Genomic DNA, 13,886 nt, shown 5'->3' with positions numbered 1-13,886 from the left:
GCGACTCGCGCCGGGAAAACCCTTGCTGCAACGCCTCAGGGTTGGCGCCATCACCTCATGGCGTTGACGGGATTGGCCGCCGCGTCGATCACCGAACGCATTCGGCTCAGGGCCTGGCCCATGTCTTCCCCCAGGATCGCGACCGGAGTGTTCTCGAAATCGGTGGCACGTATACGAGCCACGGGCCCCACCAGACAGACCGGGACTTCGCTCTGCTCCGCCAGTCGCGGAAGCTGTCGACGGATCACGTCGCTGCGCTCGGCATGGCTACTGGCAAGCAGCAGCGCCTTGATTCCCAGGCGTTCGGTAGCCAGTGGCAACTCGCTCAACGGCATGTCGCCATCGATCAATTGAACCCGATAGCCCGCCGCCGAAGCCGCCAGACCCATCAGCATGGCCCAGAAGCCGCTGCTGTCGTCGGGGAGCCGGGCAACCAGGATCTCGCCGGCGTTGCTGACTTGATTGGTGTGATAGACCCGCGTGCCGATCCGGGTGCGCAGAAATGACTCCAGCACTCGCCGTTGCAGCGTGGCGCCGAACTGATCGCCCCAACGCTCCTCGAGCTGCGAGACAACGGGTTGCCACAGTTCCGCAATGCACAGGCTGACCGGGTAGAGCGACAGACTCTGATTGAACAGGACTTCCAAGCGGCCGGTGTCGAGCGACTCGACCGCCTGGATCAGATGCTGGCGTTGACTGGCCCAGTCCCCCATCTGCGGGGCGGGCGTCTCGACCGCTTCCGGCTGTTCAATCAGTTCGCGGACCTGACTGACCGGTACGCCGCGATTGAGCCATTGCAGAATGCGCTCGACACGTTCGATGTCGTCACGGCCATAGAGGCGGTGACCCTTGGGCGTGCGCTGGGGCCGGATGAGGCCGTAGCGGCGCTCCCAGGCACGAAGTGTGACGGAATTGACGCCAGTGAGTCGCGATACTTCACGAATCGGGTAGAGCGGCGCGGCACTGGAATCCATAGCCGTGTTAGTCATGCAAGTCCTCCTGCGAGGTCTCTGCGTGCGCCGTCTCGTCGAATGGGATGGTTCATGTCATTGCGAGTCATTGCCACGGATTGCGAAATTGTCAGCGCTTGCTGGCGGCTATCGATTGCCACCTCAAGCTTGTCTCGAAGTCTTGTCGGCCTCGATTGCGCACCGTGACGCCCTATTCAAGGGCGATCGACTCGAGAACGCTAGATTCAGTGGCAATGACTTCGACGAGTCGTGACGAGACGATGACGACTGTCTCGATGGGCTCAGAATGAGGCAATATATTGTACGGTTCAAGCAATCTGTACAATTTTTATACCCTTCACCGGTCACGTTCGTTCATGCTGCGCACGAGATTCGGCAATACCCGTAAGCGTCGACGAACGACGATGCGGTGATGAATCGTTGCTGCTATAAAATTGTACAACATGGGAATAAGCGAGGGCATCAACCATGCGTCTATTGATCACGGGCGGTACGGGATTCGTGGGGCGGCGGCTGGTCGAGCGCGCGTTGGTCGCGGGCCACGAGGTGATGGTGGTCTCCCGGGATCCGGAGCGGGCAGCCCAGAAGCTGCCTCACAACGTCCGCATCGGTGACGACGCCACGGGCTTCGCCGACGCGTTGCCGGAGGCCATCGTCAATCTGGCTGGCGAACCGATCGCCGACCGGCGCTGGAGCGATCCCCAGAAGACCCGGCTGGTCGAGTCACGCCGTCATGCAACCCGAGACGTGGTCGCGTTGTGCGAACAGCTGGCGCAGCGCGATCAGGCGCCACGCGTACTGGTCTCCGGTTCGGCCATGGGCTATTACGGCGATCAGGGGGATCACGATGTCACCGAGCAGACGCCGCCCCACGACGAGTTCGCCCACCGGCTGTGTCAGGCCTGGGAGCGGGAAGCGCTCAAGGCCGAGGCGTTCGGCGTGCGCGTCGCCTGCCTGCGAACCGGACTGGTGCTGGACGCGGGTGGTGGCACCTTGGCCAAGATGATGCCGGCGTTCAAGCTGGGGGTGGGCGGCCGCCTGGGAGATGGACATCAGTACATGCCCTGGATTCACCGCGAGGATCTGGTCGGCGCGATCGAATTCCTGCTCGAAGAAGAGGGCCTGAGCGGCGCGTTCAATGGGTCAGCGCCGCAGCCCGTGACCAACGCCGAATTCACGCAGGCGATGGGGCGCCATCTGCATCGTCCGACGCCGTTTCGTGTGCCCGCACCGCTGCTGAAGCTCGGTCTGGGGGAGATGTCCCGCCTGCTGTTGACCGGGGCCTGCATGCGCCCCGAGCGGTTACAGCAAGCCGGCTTTACCTTTCGCTATCCCACGTTGGACGCGGCGCTGGCGGCGATCGTCTCGCGCTGACGCCCGCCGTCTCTCTAGCGGGCGTCCTTGTCGACGGTCACGATTACCCGTACCGCATCGAGTCGTAGTGCGGCGCCTTCGATGGCGATGTCCAGAGCATGGCGCTCGTCGCTCAGCGCCTGCAGCTCGTCATCGCGAATCGCGCCATTGTGGCGGGCCAGCGCCTTGAGCCGGGAATGTTCGAGATCGAGCGTCTCGCGCATCTGCTGCTGGGCGCGCTCGATCAGCGTCGGCAGCTCGCGCTGGGCTTCCTGCTCGCCCTGTTTGAGCAGCTCCCGCAGCTGATCGTGGCGGGACTTGAGCAGCTCCCGCGAAACGCCTTTTTTGACCCGCTGAAGGTTGCGTGACAGGCCGCTGAAGGTGACCTTGTCGGACAGATTGGCCCCGCTCTCGTCGAGCAGCACCCGCACCCCGGTATCCGGCAGGAAGCGGCCCAGCTGCAGGCGTTTCGGCGCCGGGCAGTGGGTCCGGAAAATCAGCTCCAGCATCAGGCGCCCGCCGGGGATGCTCGGGTGCTTGAGCAGGGCGAGTGCCGTGTTGCCCAGGCTCGAGTCGAGCACCCGTTCCATCACTGTGGTGATCAGCGGATGCTCCCACGACAGGCGCTGGATATCGTCCCGGGCCAGGGCTCGGGTGCGCGAGTAGGTCACGGTGTAACCTTCGTCACCCTGGGCCAGCCCCGGCAGGCTGTCGATCATGTGCGCGCCGGGCGACAGGTGGATCTGGCCGTTGCCCAGCTCGCGGCTATCGACCCCGAACACATCCAGCGCCTGATCGACGTAGCGGGGCAGGGCGCTGTCGTTGTCCTGCTCCACGATTGCGCTGATCACCGCGTCGGCCCGCTCGGGACGGCAGGCATTCCACTCCAGCAGGCGATTTCGGCCCGCTTCGCGTTCGGCCAGGCGGGCATCGTTGAAGGTGCGAGTCTCACTGATGAGCGTGTCGAGGCTGCCGTTTGCCGTGGCACCATCGTCGTCCAGGCTTTCCCGCAGCGCGTCGCCGAAGGCCGCCAGCACGTCACCCCCTGCCGCGTGCGGCGCTTCGAATGCCGCAAGACCTTCGTGATACCAGCGCAGCAGCGTCGCGCCGGGACTCTTCTCGATCACCGGCACGTGAATATCGATCGGATGCAGCTGACCGATCCGGTCGAGGCGTCCGATACGCTGTTCGAGCAGATCGGGGTGCCACGGCAGATCGAACATCACCAGATGGTGGCAGAACTGGAAGTTGCGCCCCTCGGAGCCGATCTCGGAGCAGATCAGTACCTGGCAACCGCCGTCGTCGTCGGCGAATGCGGCGGCGGCGCGATCCCGTTCGACCAGACTCATCTCTTCATGGAAGACCGGAGCCTGGAGGCCGGCACGCACGCGTAGCGCCTCGGCCAGATCCACGGCGGTCTGACGCCAGTGGGCGATCACCAGCGTTTTCTGCTGGCTGCCGAGAGTCTCGAGCTGGCCGATCAGCCAGTCGACGCGCGGGTCGAATCGCCACCACGGCGTGTCATGCTGGATAGCGGCATCGTGCAGGGCACGGTAGGCCGCCTCGGGATAGAGTCGGGCGTCGTGGGTGCTCAGTTCGGCGGCGGTCAGTCGAGCGGCGAAGTGGTCGTTTCCTTCGCGGAGCTCCGCGAACTGGTCGCGATAGGCCGCCGGCATCGCCAGCGTGCTGGTATGCAGATGACGTTCGGGAAAGCCGCCGACATGGCGCCGGCTGTTGCGGAACATGACCCGGCCGGTGCCGTGTCGATCCAGCAGCTGTTCGCGCAGCTGGCGGCGTACGCTATCGCGCTGCGCGGCGTCGCTTTCCGGATCCAGCAGCGTGTCGAGCAGCGCCAGGCTGTCGCTGTCGTCGATAAGCGCGGCGAGACGCTGGCGATCGGCATCCTCGCCGGGCAGCCGCTCCAGCGCTTCGACCGCTTCGGCGACCGCGGTATAGCCATTCTCTTCCTCGCGGAAGCGTTCGAGATCGTGATAGCGGTCGGGGTCGAGCAGGCGCAGCCGGGCGAAGTGGCTCTCCAGACCCATCTGTTCTGGGGTCGCCGTCAACAGCAGCAGCCCCGCGATTCGTCGCGACAGCCGCTCGATGCAGGCGTAGCCGGGGCCTTCCGCCTGCGGCGTCCAGTCGAGATGATGCGCCTCGTCGACGATCAGCAGGTCCCACTGGCAGCTTTCCGCCTGACGCTGGCGCTGCGGATTGGCGAACAGCCACTGCTGGCTGGCCAGGATGCACTGGCCCGTCTCGAAAGGGTTCTCCTCGTCGAAAGATTCGCTCTGGGCCTCGTCCAGCAGCGTGACCGACAGCGAGAAGCGGCGCAGCAGCTCGATCAGCCATTGGTGTGTCAGGCTGGCGGGGACCAGAATCAGCGCTCGGCTGGCACGTCCGGTGAGCAGCAGGCGATGCAGTATCAGCCCGGCTTCGATGGTCTTGCCCAGGCCGACTTCGTCGGCCAGTAGCACGCGCGGGGCATGGCGTCGGGAGACTTCATCGGCAATGTAGAGCTGGTGAGGGATCAGGTCGATGCGCGGCCCCGCCAGTCCCAGCGCGGGGCTGCGTGCAATGCGCTGATGGTGGTGCAGCGAGCGATAGCGCAGTTCGAACCAGTCGTTGCGATCGACCTGGCCGGTCAGCAGGCGATCCTGAGCCTGATGAAAGCGCATGCTGTCGGAGAGCTTGGCCTCGTTGAGCGAGACCGGCTCGCCCGCATCGGTATGGCCATGATAGATCACGCAGCCGTCGCGCTCCTCGACTCGCTCGACGGTCAACTGATCGCCGTCGGCGGTATCGATACGATCACCGGGGCCGAAGACCACGCGGGTCAGCGGGGACTGGCGGGCGCTGTAGGTACGGGTTTCCTGGCTGGCGCTGAACAGCACGGTGACGCTGCGCGTATCGGCGGTGAGAATGGTGCCAAGCCCGAGCTCGGTTTCGCCGTCGCTGATCCATCGCTGGCCGGGAGAGAATTCGCTCATGATGCCTCGGTGGTGTGTACGCTGCGGGAACGGATCGAATGGGCGAGGCATTCTAGCGTAAACCGCGTGCCGCCTTAAGCGTTGAACGGTTCAGCGTGCTGTGGGATCGGCGTTACACTGCGCCGGCGAGCCGCTGGACGAACCTCTGGGGTAGACTCGTTGCAGGCGTCGCGGATGGGGACGCGGTAGTCGAAACACGTCACGAGGAGAGATTATGGCGGGGGCAGCGCCGAGAGACGGTCTGCGTCGAATCGCGATCGGCAGTCAGGCGGTGGGGTTCATCCTGATCATTACGCTGGAGACAGTAATGGGCGACGATGCCAGGCCATGGCAGGGCGTGACGCTCGCTGCCATGCTGGCCACGGCCGCCTGCCTGGCACTGATGCGACGCTATCGGCGCAACAGAAAACGCCGCCAGCGCGAGGCGCATGACGACGTTTGAGGCACGCCGGTCGGCAGTCGTGACGGAGCCGGCCGGCGATAGTGCGAGAGCGATCGACCTTTACATCGGCGGAATGGTGCCGTCACGACCCACGATCACTGCCTTGGCCTGAATCGGATCCTGATCGATGTCGCCGGCAACGAATACCGCGGCGCCTTTCTCGAGATCGTCCTTCGACCCTTTGCTGACCTTCACGGTGGGCACGTCGCTGGGTACGCGGATCTGCTTGCTGCCATCGCCATAGTCGACGGTCAGCGTCATCATGCCGTCCTCCTCGGCGGCGTTGTCAACGGTGCCGTTGGTCATGGTCGAACCGCTGGAGGCGCCGCCCATCTTGCCGCCGGTATCGCCGCTCTTGGCGTCGCTGGCATCGGTGGCGCTGACGGTGCCGTTGGTCATGGTCGAACCACTACCGCTGCCGCCGAGTTTTTCGCCCCCTGAGCCACCCTGGGTGGCGCCGCGCGGCATGTCCCACGGATAATCGCCCTCACCGGTTCCCTTCATGGAGTCCGGGAAGATCACCATTTCCAGCGCCTTGGCGGGTTGCCCATCTTCGCCGGGCATGTTGGCTGTGCCGATGAACGTGCCTTTCTCGATCTCGTCGAGGCTACTCTCGCTGACGGCGGCGAGCCGGGTGTTGTCGCCGATCGTCACTCGATGGCTGCTGCCGTCGGTGGTCGATTCGACCGTGAAGCCGTCGTCGCTGACGTCGGTGATGGTGCCGCGCAGGTTCTTGGGCATGTCCTGAGCTGCCAGGGCGCTGGTCGCGAGGCAGCCGATAGTGAGGCCGAGCAGCGCCTGACGAAGCGTACGGATGGCGTGATGTGTGACTGGCATGAAGGTTACTCCTGATGTGTGCGAGGGGCTGATACCTAACTTAAGTTTTCTGAGAGCCCCGACCATTTGAGTTCAGTTCATCGTGAAGAATTGTCAAGCGTAGTGATGGTGCCAGTAGCGGCCGCCGGCTATATCCCGGCATACCAGGTGTAGCCGCGATCTTCCCAGTAACCGCCTTTGCCGCCGGCGATATCGTCGAAATCGGTGACCAGCGTGATAGCGGAGAGATATTTCGCCATCTTGTAGCCCAACTGGCGCTCGGCGCGAAGCCGCAGCGGCGCGCCGTTGGCGATCGGTAGCGGTTCATCGTTGAGCGAGTAGGCGAGGATCGTCTGCGGATGCCGCGCTTCGCTCAGATCCAGACTTTCGTAGTAATAGTCTTCGCCGCCCAGCTGATCCATGCAGTGGAACACCACATAACGCGCCTCGGGTCTTACGCTGGCACGCTCGAGCAGATCGCCCAGCACCGGGCCGCGCCACTGACCGATGGCACTCCAGCCTTCGACGCAGTCATGGCGGGTGATCTGGGTTCTGGCCGGCATCGCCTGCAGCTCGGCGAGCGACAATGACAGGGGCCCATCGACCAGTCCGTCGATCTCCAGGCGCCAGTCACGAAACTGATCGGCGGCAAGCTGGCGATAGCGAGAGGCCTGCGGGTCGGTGGAGCCGTTGGGGCGGAAGGTCTCGTCGATCATCGATGGCGGGTATTCCGGCGCCAGACCTCGTTCGCCGGCCAGGAAGCGCTGAGCGCGCAGATTGAGACGTTCGGCCAGATCCAGCGTTTTCACGACCTGATCGTTCCGGGACAGTCGGTCGCAACCGGCCAATCCCAGCGTTGCGACGCCAAGCGCCGCGCGTTGCAGGAAGCGTCTGCGGCCAGCGGCATCATGGCGTTTCATGCTGGGTGCTCCCTTGGCTTTCGGCAGGCGTCACGTCGCGTCTACCGCCGGTCAGCATGTCGCGCACCTGCCGTAACGGCCCGCTCAGCAACACCATCAGAAGATGAACGATCACGAACAGCACCAGCGAACCGGCGACGATGAAGTGAATCGAGCGCGCACTCTGGCGACCGCCGAACAGATCGAGTAGCCACGGCGCCGCCGCGTTGAAGGTGGGCGACATGCACAGGCCGGTCAGAATCATGACGGGCAATGCTACGAATAGCACGCCCAGATAGCTGAGCTTCTGCAAGCCGTTGTAGCCGCCATGACCGGTGTGAAAGCGCAGCCGTAGATGATCGAGAATGTCGCGACCCAGGCCGCGCCATTGGGATGCGGGTAGCCACAGATCGCGTTTCAGATGACCGCTGAACAGCGCATACAGCGCGAACAGTGCGCCGGCGCCGGCAAACAGCCAGGCAAAGAAAAAATGCCAGAGTCGCCCCATGGTCAGAAACTGATAGCTCGGCAAGGTGATCCAGCCGGGGAACCCGCGCACGCTGGCGTTATCGTCGCTGCCGGAGTAGCCCAGGATGCCGGTGGTATCGAAAACCCAGGGCCCCAGCGCGGTCTGGCCCTTTATGTCGCCCTCGGCGCCGCGAATGGCGTACATCTCCAGCCACGGATCGTCAAAATTCGAAGCGCTACCCCAGTAGAGTGCCGGGTGTGCGTTGAAGATCTGCAAGCCGCTCATCAGCAGCACGATCAGGCACCAGAGATTGACCCAGTGCCAGAGACGCACGGGAAGTCGATGGCGACGTTCGCGGCGCGGCCTGATCCGTGCAGTGGAGTTGGTCATGAGCCCGTGTCCTTGGCGGCAGTGGCGGTGGAACCTGCCAGTCATTGTGGCATTGATGCGCCGCCTCGATGGCGCGGCCCGTAGACTTGTACGTCGATAATCCGGTACTGGATGCCGGCGTTGTCTCGAGGCGGGGGATCGCCGATCTTTTCGCCGTCTTTTCGCCGTCTTTATTGGGATTCGAGTACCGCCGAGCACTGGTCGAGCGTCTTGTCCAGTGCGGGCGGGCGGCTGGCTTCACTATCGCCGGGGTCATGTTCGCGCTTCATTTCGCGCACCTCTGCGGCGGTGAAGCGAGCCTGCAGAGCGGTAGTGACGCATTCGCAGTAGCGTTCGACCTTAGGGCCTTCGATTCCGCTGGCGGCCATGTTGGCGTGACATTGGGCCTGAGTCGATTCGACGGCTTCCGCCGACCACGGTGGCGGCGCCTCGTCATCCTGGGCGCCGGCCCGTACGGTGCCGAGGATTAACAGGAGTATGGCGCAGAGCGCGACGGTGACTGCGGCAGTGGGCGAGCGAGACCATCTCGACATGGCTTTTCTCCTGAGGGGCGGGCCCGCGGCGGGCGTTCCGGCAGTCGCTCGCCCGCGGCTGCCGGATCCATAGCGGCGCTGCTGGCTTCAAAGGCACTGCTCTGCTTCGGCGCACTAGCTCTCTCGATGCCAAGCACTAGCTCTTTCGATTTCAGGCAGCATCTCTTTTAATTCCAGGCAGCATCTTTTTCAATTCTAGAAAGTACGCCGGTGATTGCCATCAGTCTTAAGTGGGACTCAGGCTTGCGCCAGCGCATCGAGCCGTGTTTGGGCATAAAAAAACGCCCGCCAGGCAGAGCCTGAACGGACGTTTTTCAATGCGGTGGTCGGAATAGCAGGATTCGAACCTACGACCTCTGCCTCCCGAAGGCAGCGCTCTACCAAGCTGAGCTATATTCCGATCTGATCGTCGATGCGTAGCCGTTGAGGCCAGCTCGACGGGGGTGAATTATACTCATCAAAGGGCGCGGTGCAAGCCCGATCTCACGCCTTTTAAACGTCGCGCTCCACGGCCACTCGCGTCAGCGTCTCCATGCTCTCGCGGTAGGCGCTTGGTGCCAGAACCTGAAGCTGCGTCCGAGCCTTCTCGGCCATCTCTTCGGCGCGCCGTTGGGTGTACTCGAGCGCGCCGGTTTCCCGCACGATAGCCAGTACGTCATCCAGCCGTTCGAGCCCCCCATCGGTGATCGCTTGGCGAATCAGCGCGGTCTGCTCCGGGGAGCCGTTGCGCATGGCGTGGATCAGCGGCAGCGTCGGCTTGCCTTCGGCCAGATCGTCGCCGACATTCTTGCCCATGGTTTCGGCATCGCCCTGGTAGTCGAGCAGGTCGTCGATCAGCTGGAAGGCGAGGCCCAGGTAGCGGCCGTAAAGCTGTAGCGCCTGCTCCTGTTCGGCGGTGGCGCCGGCGAGAATCGCACCGCTGTGGGAGGCCGCCTCGAACAGCATCGCGGTCTTGCCCTGGATGGTGTCGAAGTAGTCCGATTCCGAGATGTCGGCGTTGCCGATATTGGTCAGCTGCTGGACTTCGCCTTCGGCGATGACGCAGGTGGCGCCGGAGAGCACCTGCATGACCCGCATCGAACCGACCTCGACCATCATCTGGAACGATCGCGAGTAGAGGAAGTCGCCGACCAGCACCGACGGGGCATTGCCCCAGGTGTCGTTGGCCGTGGCCTTGCCGCGGCGGCGGCTGGATTCGTCGACGACATCGTCATGCAGCAGCGTGGAGGTGTGCATGAACTCGATCAACGTCGCCAGGGCGATGTGTTTGTCGCCGGCGTCGTTGCTGTCTCCGGGATAACCGAGCGCCCGCGCGGCCAGCAGGACCAGCAAAGGACGCAGCCGCTTGCCACCGCTTTCGATGATGTATTGGCCGATGGTCTCGACCAGGGGAATTCGCGACGCCAGTTGATCGAGGATCGTACGATTGACGGCGGCGAAGTCCTCAGCCACCGATGCATGTATGGATGCAGCGTTGGATTGCATGGTCGGCTTGTCAAAGAATCGGATGGGGCTTGAGTAGGGCCGCTCGACGCTGACCATGGGCCGGGACCCGGTGGCCGAGAGAGGCGATGTGAGGGCTATGCTAGGTGGCGCCCACAGGTGCGTCAACCGACGAGAGCCGGGGCGTGCCGAGCCATGCACGCCGCCGCGCCCCGGGGCAGCGGGCGACGGTCGGCAAAGACTTGCCTGGAGCCAGCGTAGTCGTTATAATCCGCCGCCCAACTCGTCATGCTCCCTGTCAGATGGTTGCCGGAAGGGGCACCACTCGCCGCAGGTCGATGAAAGAGCGCTCGGTATCGATGAGTTTGGACCGATGAGCCTTGGCTCGAAAAGCCCGGAGAATGTTATGTACGCTATTATCAAGAGCGGCGGTAAGCAGTACCGCGTGCAGGAAGGTCAGACACTCAAGCTCGAGAAGCTCGAAGTGCCGACCGGCGACACCCTGGAGTTCGACCAGGTGCTGCTGGTTGCCGACGGCGACGACATCTCAGTCGGTGCGCCGCTGCTGAGTGGCGCCAAGGTGGCTGCGGAAATCGTCTCCCACGGTCGTGGTGACAAGGTGCAGATCATCAAGTTCCGTCGCCGGAAGCATCACATGAAGCGTCAGGGCCACCGTCAGTGGTTCACTGAAGTCAAGATCACCGGAATCTCCGCTTAAGCGGAACATTCCCCCAGAGAGAGGGTTTCTCCATGGCTCATAAGAAGGCTGCCGGTAGTACTCGTAACGGTCGCGATTCCGAATCCAAACGCCTTGGTGTCAAGCTATACGGTGGACAGAAAGCGATCGCCGGCAACATCATCGTTCGCCAGCGTGGCACTCGGTTCCATGCAGGAACCGGCGTCGGTATCGGCAAGGACCATACCCTGTTTGCACTGAATGATGGCGTCATCAAGTTCGAGCAGAAAGGCCCGAAGAACCGCAAGTTCGTGAGCGTAGTCTCCGCCTGAGACGTCACGAACCTTGTATGAAAGCCCCGCTCAGGCGGGGTTTTTTCGTTTTTGCACCAGTACTTTTGCAGCAGTGCTTTTGCAGTAGTGCTTTGCAGCATCCACGCGTGCGGCGCCCGCCGCCGGGAGAGTGACATGCAGTTCGTCGATGAAACCTCGATCACCGTCGAAGCCGGCAGGGGCGGCAACGGTTGTCTCAGCTTCCGGCGTGAGAAGTACGTGCCCAAGGGCGGCCCCGACGGTGGCGACGGCGGCCATGGCGGCAACGTCTACCTGATCGGCGACGAGTCGCTGAACACGCTGATCGACTTCAAGTTTCAGCGCTTCTACAAGGCTGATAGCGGCCAGCAAGGCCAAGGCCGTCAGATGAGCGGCAGGGCCGGCGACGATCTGCACGTCAAGGTGCCGGTAGGGACCACGGTGATCGACGAGGAAACGCTCGAGGTGATCGCCGATGTCACCGCCGAAGGGCAGGTGGTGCTGGTCGCCCAGGGTGGACGCCGCGGGCTGGGCAACATCCACTTCAAATCCTCGACCAACCGTGCGCCCCGTCGGACCACTTCGGGCACCGATGGCGAGCGGCGCAAGCTGCGCCTGGAAATGAAGGTAATGGCCGATGTCGGGCTGCTGGGCATGCCCAATGCGGGCAAGTCGACGCTGATCCGCGCGGTTTCCGCCGCCAAGCCGAAAGTCGCCAACTATCCGTTCACCACTCTGGTGCCCAACCTCGGGGTGGTCAAGCTGGGTACCCACGAGCACTTCGTGATGGCGGACGTACCCGGCCTGATCGAAGGTGCCTCCGACGGCGCCGGCCTCGGCTTGCGCTTTCTCAAGCACCTGACCCGCACGCGACTGCTGCTGCACGTCGTCGATGCGGCGCCCTTCGACGAATCCGACCCGGTGGCGGCCGTCGAGGCGATCGCCCAGGAACTGGAGCAGTTCTCGCACACGCTGGCGGAACTGCCGCGATGGCTGGTGATCAATAAGCTCGACCTGCTGCCTCAGGAGGAGCGCGAGGCGCGCGTCGCGGAGATCGTCTCGCGGCTCGATTGGCAGGGGCCGGTCTTTCAGATTTCGGCCATTTCCAGCGACGGCACCGATGAACTCGTGCAGTCGGCGCATCGCTGGCTGACCGAGCAGCGCCAGCTGGAAAACGAGGACGAAGAGGCCGCCGAACGCGAGCGCGAGATGCGTCGTCGCATGGAAGCCGAGTCGGTGGAGCGGGTGGAAGCGCATCAGACTCGGCTGCGCGTCAAGCGTGGCGAAGTGGCGGAAGAGATCGACGATGACGACGACGATCATGATGTCGAGATCGAATACACGCGCTGACTGCGGCGGGTTGATTGCCGTATCGAACGCGTTGGCAATGTGTTGGGCCGGGAGAATTCATACCCGGCCGGCTCCCGGGCGGAGGCGAGGATGACGGCGGATCGGCAGGTGGGGCGAGCGGTGCTAAAAGGCGCAAAGCGGGTCGTAGTCAAGATCGGTAGCGCCTTGCTGACCAATGACGGTCGCGGGCTCGATGAGTTGGCGATCGGCGGCTGGGTCGATCAGATGGCCGAGTTGCACCGGCGCGGGGTCGAAGTGGTGCTGGTCTCGTCCGGCTCCATCGCCGAGGGCATGGTGCGACTGGGCTGGCACACGCGACCGACCGCCGTGCATGAACTTCAGGCAGCGGCGGCCGTCGGCCAGAGCGGGCTGTCGCAATGCTACGAGACGCACTTTGCCCGCCACGGCCTGCGTAGCGCGCAGGTCCTGCTGACTCACGACGACCTTTCCAATCGCAAGCGCTATCTCAATGCGCGTTCGGCACTGCGGACGCTGGTGCAGCTCGACGTGATTCCGGTGATCAACGAAAACGATACCGTGGTCACCGACGAGATCCGCTTCGGCGACAACGATACGCTCGGCGCGCTGGTCGCCAATCTGCTCGAAGCCGATGCGCTGCTGATTCTGACCGACCAGGAAGGGCTGTTCGACGCCGATCCGCGGCAGAACCCCCAGGCTCGCCTGATCGGCGAAGGTCAGGCCGACGACCCCGTGCTGGATGCCGTGGCCGGCGGCGGCGGGGTGCTGGGTCGCGGCGGCATGGCGACCAAGCTGCGCGCGGCGCGGCTCGCGGCGCGTTCCGGCGCGGTCACGGCGATCGCCAGCGGGCGTCAGCCTCGCGTGCTGGCGCGGCTGCTCGAGGGCGAGTCGCTGGGTACCGTGCTGTCTCCCGATCACGCGCCGCTGGCGGCGCGCAAGCGCTGGCTCGCCGGCCAGCTGCAGGTGCGCGGCACGCTGACGCTGGATGCCGGCGCGGTCAACGTGCTGCGATCCCAGGGGTCCAGTCTGCTGCCGGTCGGCGTCAAGCAGGTGCAAGGCGCTTTCCGGCGCGGCGACATGGTGGTCTGCGTGGATGAGCGCGGCACCCGCGTGGCAAAGGGGCTGGTCAACTATTCGAGTGCCGATGCGGTCCAACTGATCGGGCAGCCCAGCCAGCGCATCGCCGAGATACTGGGCTACATGGAAGCGCCGGAGCTGATCCACCGCGACAATCTGGTCGTGATCTGAGTTCGAATCGATCACA

Annotated in this window: 13 protein-coding genes and 1 tRNA gene; 6 read left to right on the top strand and 8 right to left on the bottom strand. The window is 64.0% G+C overall.

Annotated features, from left to right (window positions below; all coding sequences use genetic code 11):
• Positions 1-50: 50 nt before the first annotated feature.
• Positions 51-989, bottom strand: coding sequence for a MerR family transcriptional regulator (locus ACUN9V_RS17410; protein ID WP_445512316.1), 939 nt, complete (start codon positions 987-989; stop codon positions 51-53).
• Positions 990-1,439: 450 nt separating this feature from the next.
• On the opposite strand from ACUN9V_RS17410, the gene ACUN9V_RS17405 reads away from it, so the two are divergent.
• The gene (locus tag ACUN9V_RS17405; RefSeq protein WP_445512315.1) at positions 1,440-2,345 is read left to right on the top strand and encodes a TIGR01777 family oxidoreductase; all 906 of its coding nucleotides are present in this window, start codon (positions 1,440-1,442) and stop codon (positions 2,343-2,345) included.
• A gap of 14 nt (positions 2,346-2,359) precedes the next feature.
• Here ACUN9V_RS17405 and rapA read toward each other — a convergent pair whose 3' ends face one another.
• Entirely contained in the window at positions 2,360-5,314 is a 2,955-nt protein-coding gene (gene rapA, locus ACUN9V_RS17400; protein WP_445512314.1) for an RNA polymerase-associated protein RapA, read from the bottom strand.
• Positions 5,315-5,528: 214 nt separating this feature from the next.
• On the opposite strand from rapA, the gene ACUN9V_RS17395 reads away from it, so the two are divergent.
• The gene (locus ACUN9V_RS17395) at positions 5,529-5,756 is read left to right on the top strand and encodes a hypothetical protein (protein ID WP_075561342.1); all 228 of its coding nucleotides are present in this window, start codon (positions 5,529-5,531) and stop codon (positions 5,754-5,756) included.
• A gap of 60 nt (positions 5,757-5,816) precedes the next feature.
• Here ACUN9V_RS17395 and ACUN9V_RS17390 read toward each other — a convergent pair whose 3' ends face one another.
• The 6 genes from ACUN9V_RS17390 to ispB all read right to left on the bottom strand — a co-directional run bounded on the left by ACUN9V_RS17390 (position 5,817) and on the right by ispB (position 10,348).
• Positions 5,817-6,593: a hypothetical protein gene (locus ACUN9V_RS17390; RefSeq protein WP_445512313.1), complete on the bottom strand. Its 777-nt coding sequence runs from the start codon at positions 6,591-6,593 to the stop codon at positions 5,817-5,819.
• Positions 6,594-6,721: 128 nt separating this feature from the next.
• On the bottom strand, positions 6,722-7,492 hold the full coding sequence (locus ACUN9V_RS17385) for a molybdopterin-binding protein (protein WP_445512312.1): 771 nt from the start codon (positions 7,490-7,492) through the stop codon (positions 6,722-6,724).
• Positions 7,479-8,330 (bottom strand): cytochrome b/b6 domain-containing protein, encoded by an 852-nt coding sequence (locus tag ACUN9V_RS17380; protein ID WP_075561345.1) that lies wholly within the window; start codon positions 8,328-8,330, stop codon positions 7,479-7,481. The genes ACUN9V_RS17385 and ACUN9V_RS17380 overlap by 14 nt, the downstream gene beginning before the upstream one ends.
• A gap of 170 nt (positions 8,331-8,500) precedes the next feature.
• The gene (locus tag ACUN9V_RS17375) at positions 8,501-8,863 is read right to left on the bottom strand and encodes a hypothetical protein (protein ID WP_075561346.1); all 363 of its coding nucleotides are present in this window, start codon (positions 8,861-8,863) and stop codon (positions 8,501-8,503) included.
• A 323-nt stretch (positions 8,864-9,186) separates the two neighbouring features.
• Positions 9,187-9,263, bottom strand: a tRNA-Pro gene (locus tag ACUN9V_RS17370).
• A gap of 92 nt (positions 9,264-9,355) precedes the next feature.
• Positions 9,356-10,348 (bottom strand): octaprenyl diphosphate synthase, encoded by a 993-nt coding sequence (gene ispB, locus ACUN9V_RS17365; RefSeq protein ID WP_445512311.1) that lies wholly within the window; start codon positions 10,346-10,348, stop codon positions 9,356-9,358.
• A 364-nt stretch (positions 10,349-10,712) separates the two neighbouring features.
• Between ispB and rplU the strand changes: the two genes are divergently transcribed.
• The 4 genes from rplU to proB all read left to right on the top strand — a co-directional run bounded on the left by rplU (position 10,713) and on the right by proB (position 13,870).
• The gene (gene rplU / locus ACUN9V_RS17360) at positions 10,713-11,024 is read left to right on the top strand and encodes a 50S ribosomal protein L21 (protein WP_075561347.1); all 312 of its coding nucleotides are present in this window, start codon (positions 10,713-10,715) and stop codon (positions 11,022-11,024) included.
• A 32-nt stretch (positions 11,025-11,056) separates the two neighbouring features.
• Positions 11,057-11,314, top strand: coding sequence for a 50S ribosomal protein L27 (gene rpmA, locus ACUN9V_RS17355; protein WP_075561348.1), 258 nt, complete (start codon positions 11,057-11,059; stop codon positions 11,312-11,314).
• Between the two features lie 135 nt (positions 11,315-11,449).
• Positions 11,450-12,643: a GTPase ObgE gene (gene obgE, locus ACUN9V_RS17350; protein ID WP_075561349.1), complete on the top strand. Its 1,194-nt coding sequence runs from the start codon at positions 11,450-11,452 to the stop codon at positions 12,641-12,643.
• Positions 12,644-12,733: 90 nt separating this feature from the next.
• A complete protein-coding gene (proB, locus tag ACUN9V_RS17345) occupies positions 12,734-13,870 on the top strand; it encodes a glutamate 5-kinase (protein WP_445512310.1) in 1,137 nt (378 codons plus the stop codon).
• Positions 13,871-13,886: the final 16 nt, after the last annotated feature.

It is taken from the genome of Salinicola sp. V024, from assembly GCF_052645315.1.
The sequence above is the reverse complement of the archived record's forward strand: the minus strand, read 5'-3'. Positions and strand labels throughout refer to the sequence as shown.

Excerpts from the sequence above, each read along its gene's own strand:
- rplU (WP_075561347.1), top strand. The coding sequence starts at position 10,713 with ATGTACGCTATTATCAAGAGCGGCGGTAAGCAGTACCGCGTGCAGGAA.
- obgE (WP_075561349.1), top strand. The coding sequence starts at position 11,450 with ATGCAGTTCGTCGATGAAACCTCGATCACCGTCGAAGCCGGCAGGGGC.
- ACUN9V_RS17410 (WP_445512316.1), bottom strand. The coding sequence starts at position 989 with ATGACTAACACGGCTATGGATTCCAGTGCCGCGCCGCTCTACCCGATT.
- ACUN9V_RS17390 (WP_445512313.1), bottom strand. The coding sequence starts at position 6,593 with ATGCCAGTCACACATCACGCCATCCGTACGCTTCGTCAGGCGCTGCTC.
- proB (WP_445512310.1), top strand. The coding sequence starts at position 12,734 with ATGACGGCGGATCGGCAGGTGGGGCGAGCGGTGCTAAAAGGCGCAAAG.
- ACUN9V_RS17375 (WP_075561346.1), bottom strand. The coding sequence starts at position 8,863 with ATGTCGAGATGGTCTCGCTCGCCCACTGCCGCAGTCACCGTCGCGCTC.
- ACUN9V_RS17405 (WP_445512315.1), top strand. The coding sequence starts at position 1,440 with ATGCGTCTATTGATCACGGGCGGTACGGGATTCGTGGGGCGGCGGCTG.
- ACUN9V_RS17395 (WP_075561342.1), top strand. The coding sequence starts at position 5,529 with ATGGCGGGGGCAGCGCCGAGAGACGGTCTGCGTCGAATCGCGATCGGC.
- rapA (WP_445512314.1), bottom strand. The coding sequence starts at position 5,314 with ATGAGCGAATTCTCTCCCGGCCAGCGATGGATCAGCGACGGCGAAACC.
- ACUN9V_RS17385 (WP_445512312.1), bottom strand. The coding sequence starts at position 7,492 with ATGAAACGCCATGATGCCGCTGGCCGCAGACGCTTCCTGCAACGCGCG.
- ispB (WP_445512311.1), bottom strand. The coding sequence starts at position 10,348 with ATGCAATCCAACGCTGCATCCATACATGCATCGGTGGCTGAGGACTTC.
- ACUN9V_RS17380 (WP_075561345.1), bottom strand. The coding sequence starts at position 8,330 with ATGACCAACTCCACTGCACGGATCAGGCCGCGCCGCGAACGTCGCCAT.
- rpmA (WP_075561348.1), top strand. The coding sequence starts at position 11,057 with ATGGCTCATAAGAAGGCTGCCGGTAGTACTCGTAACGGTCGCGATTCC.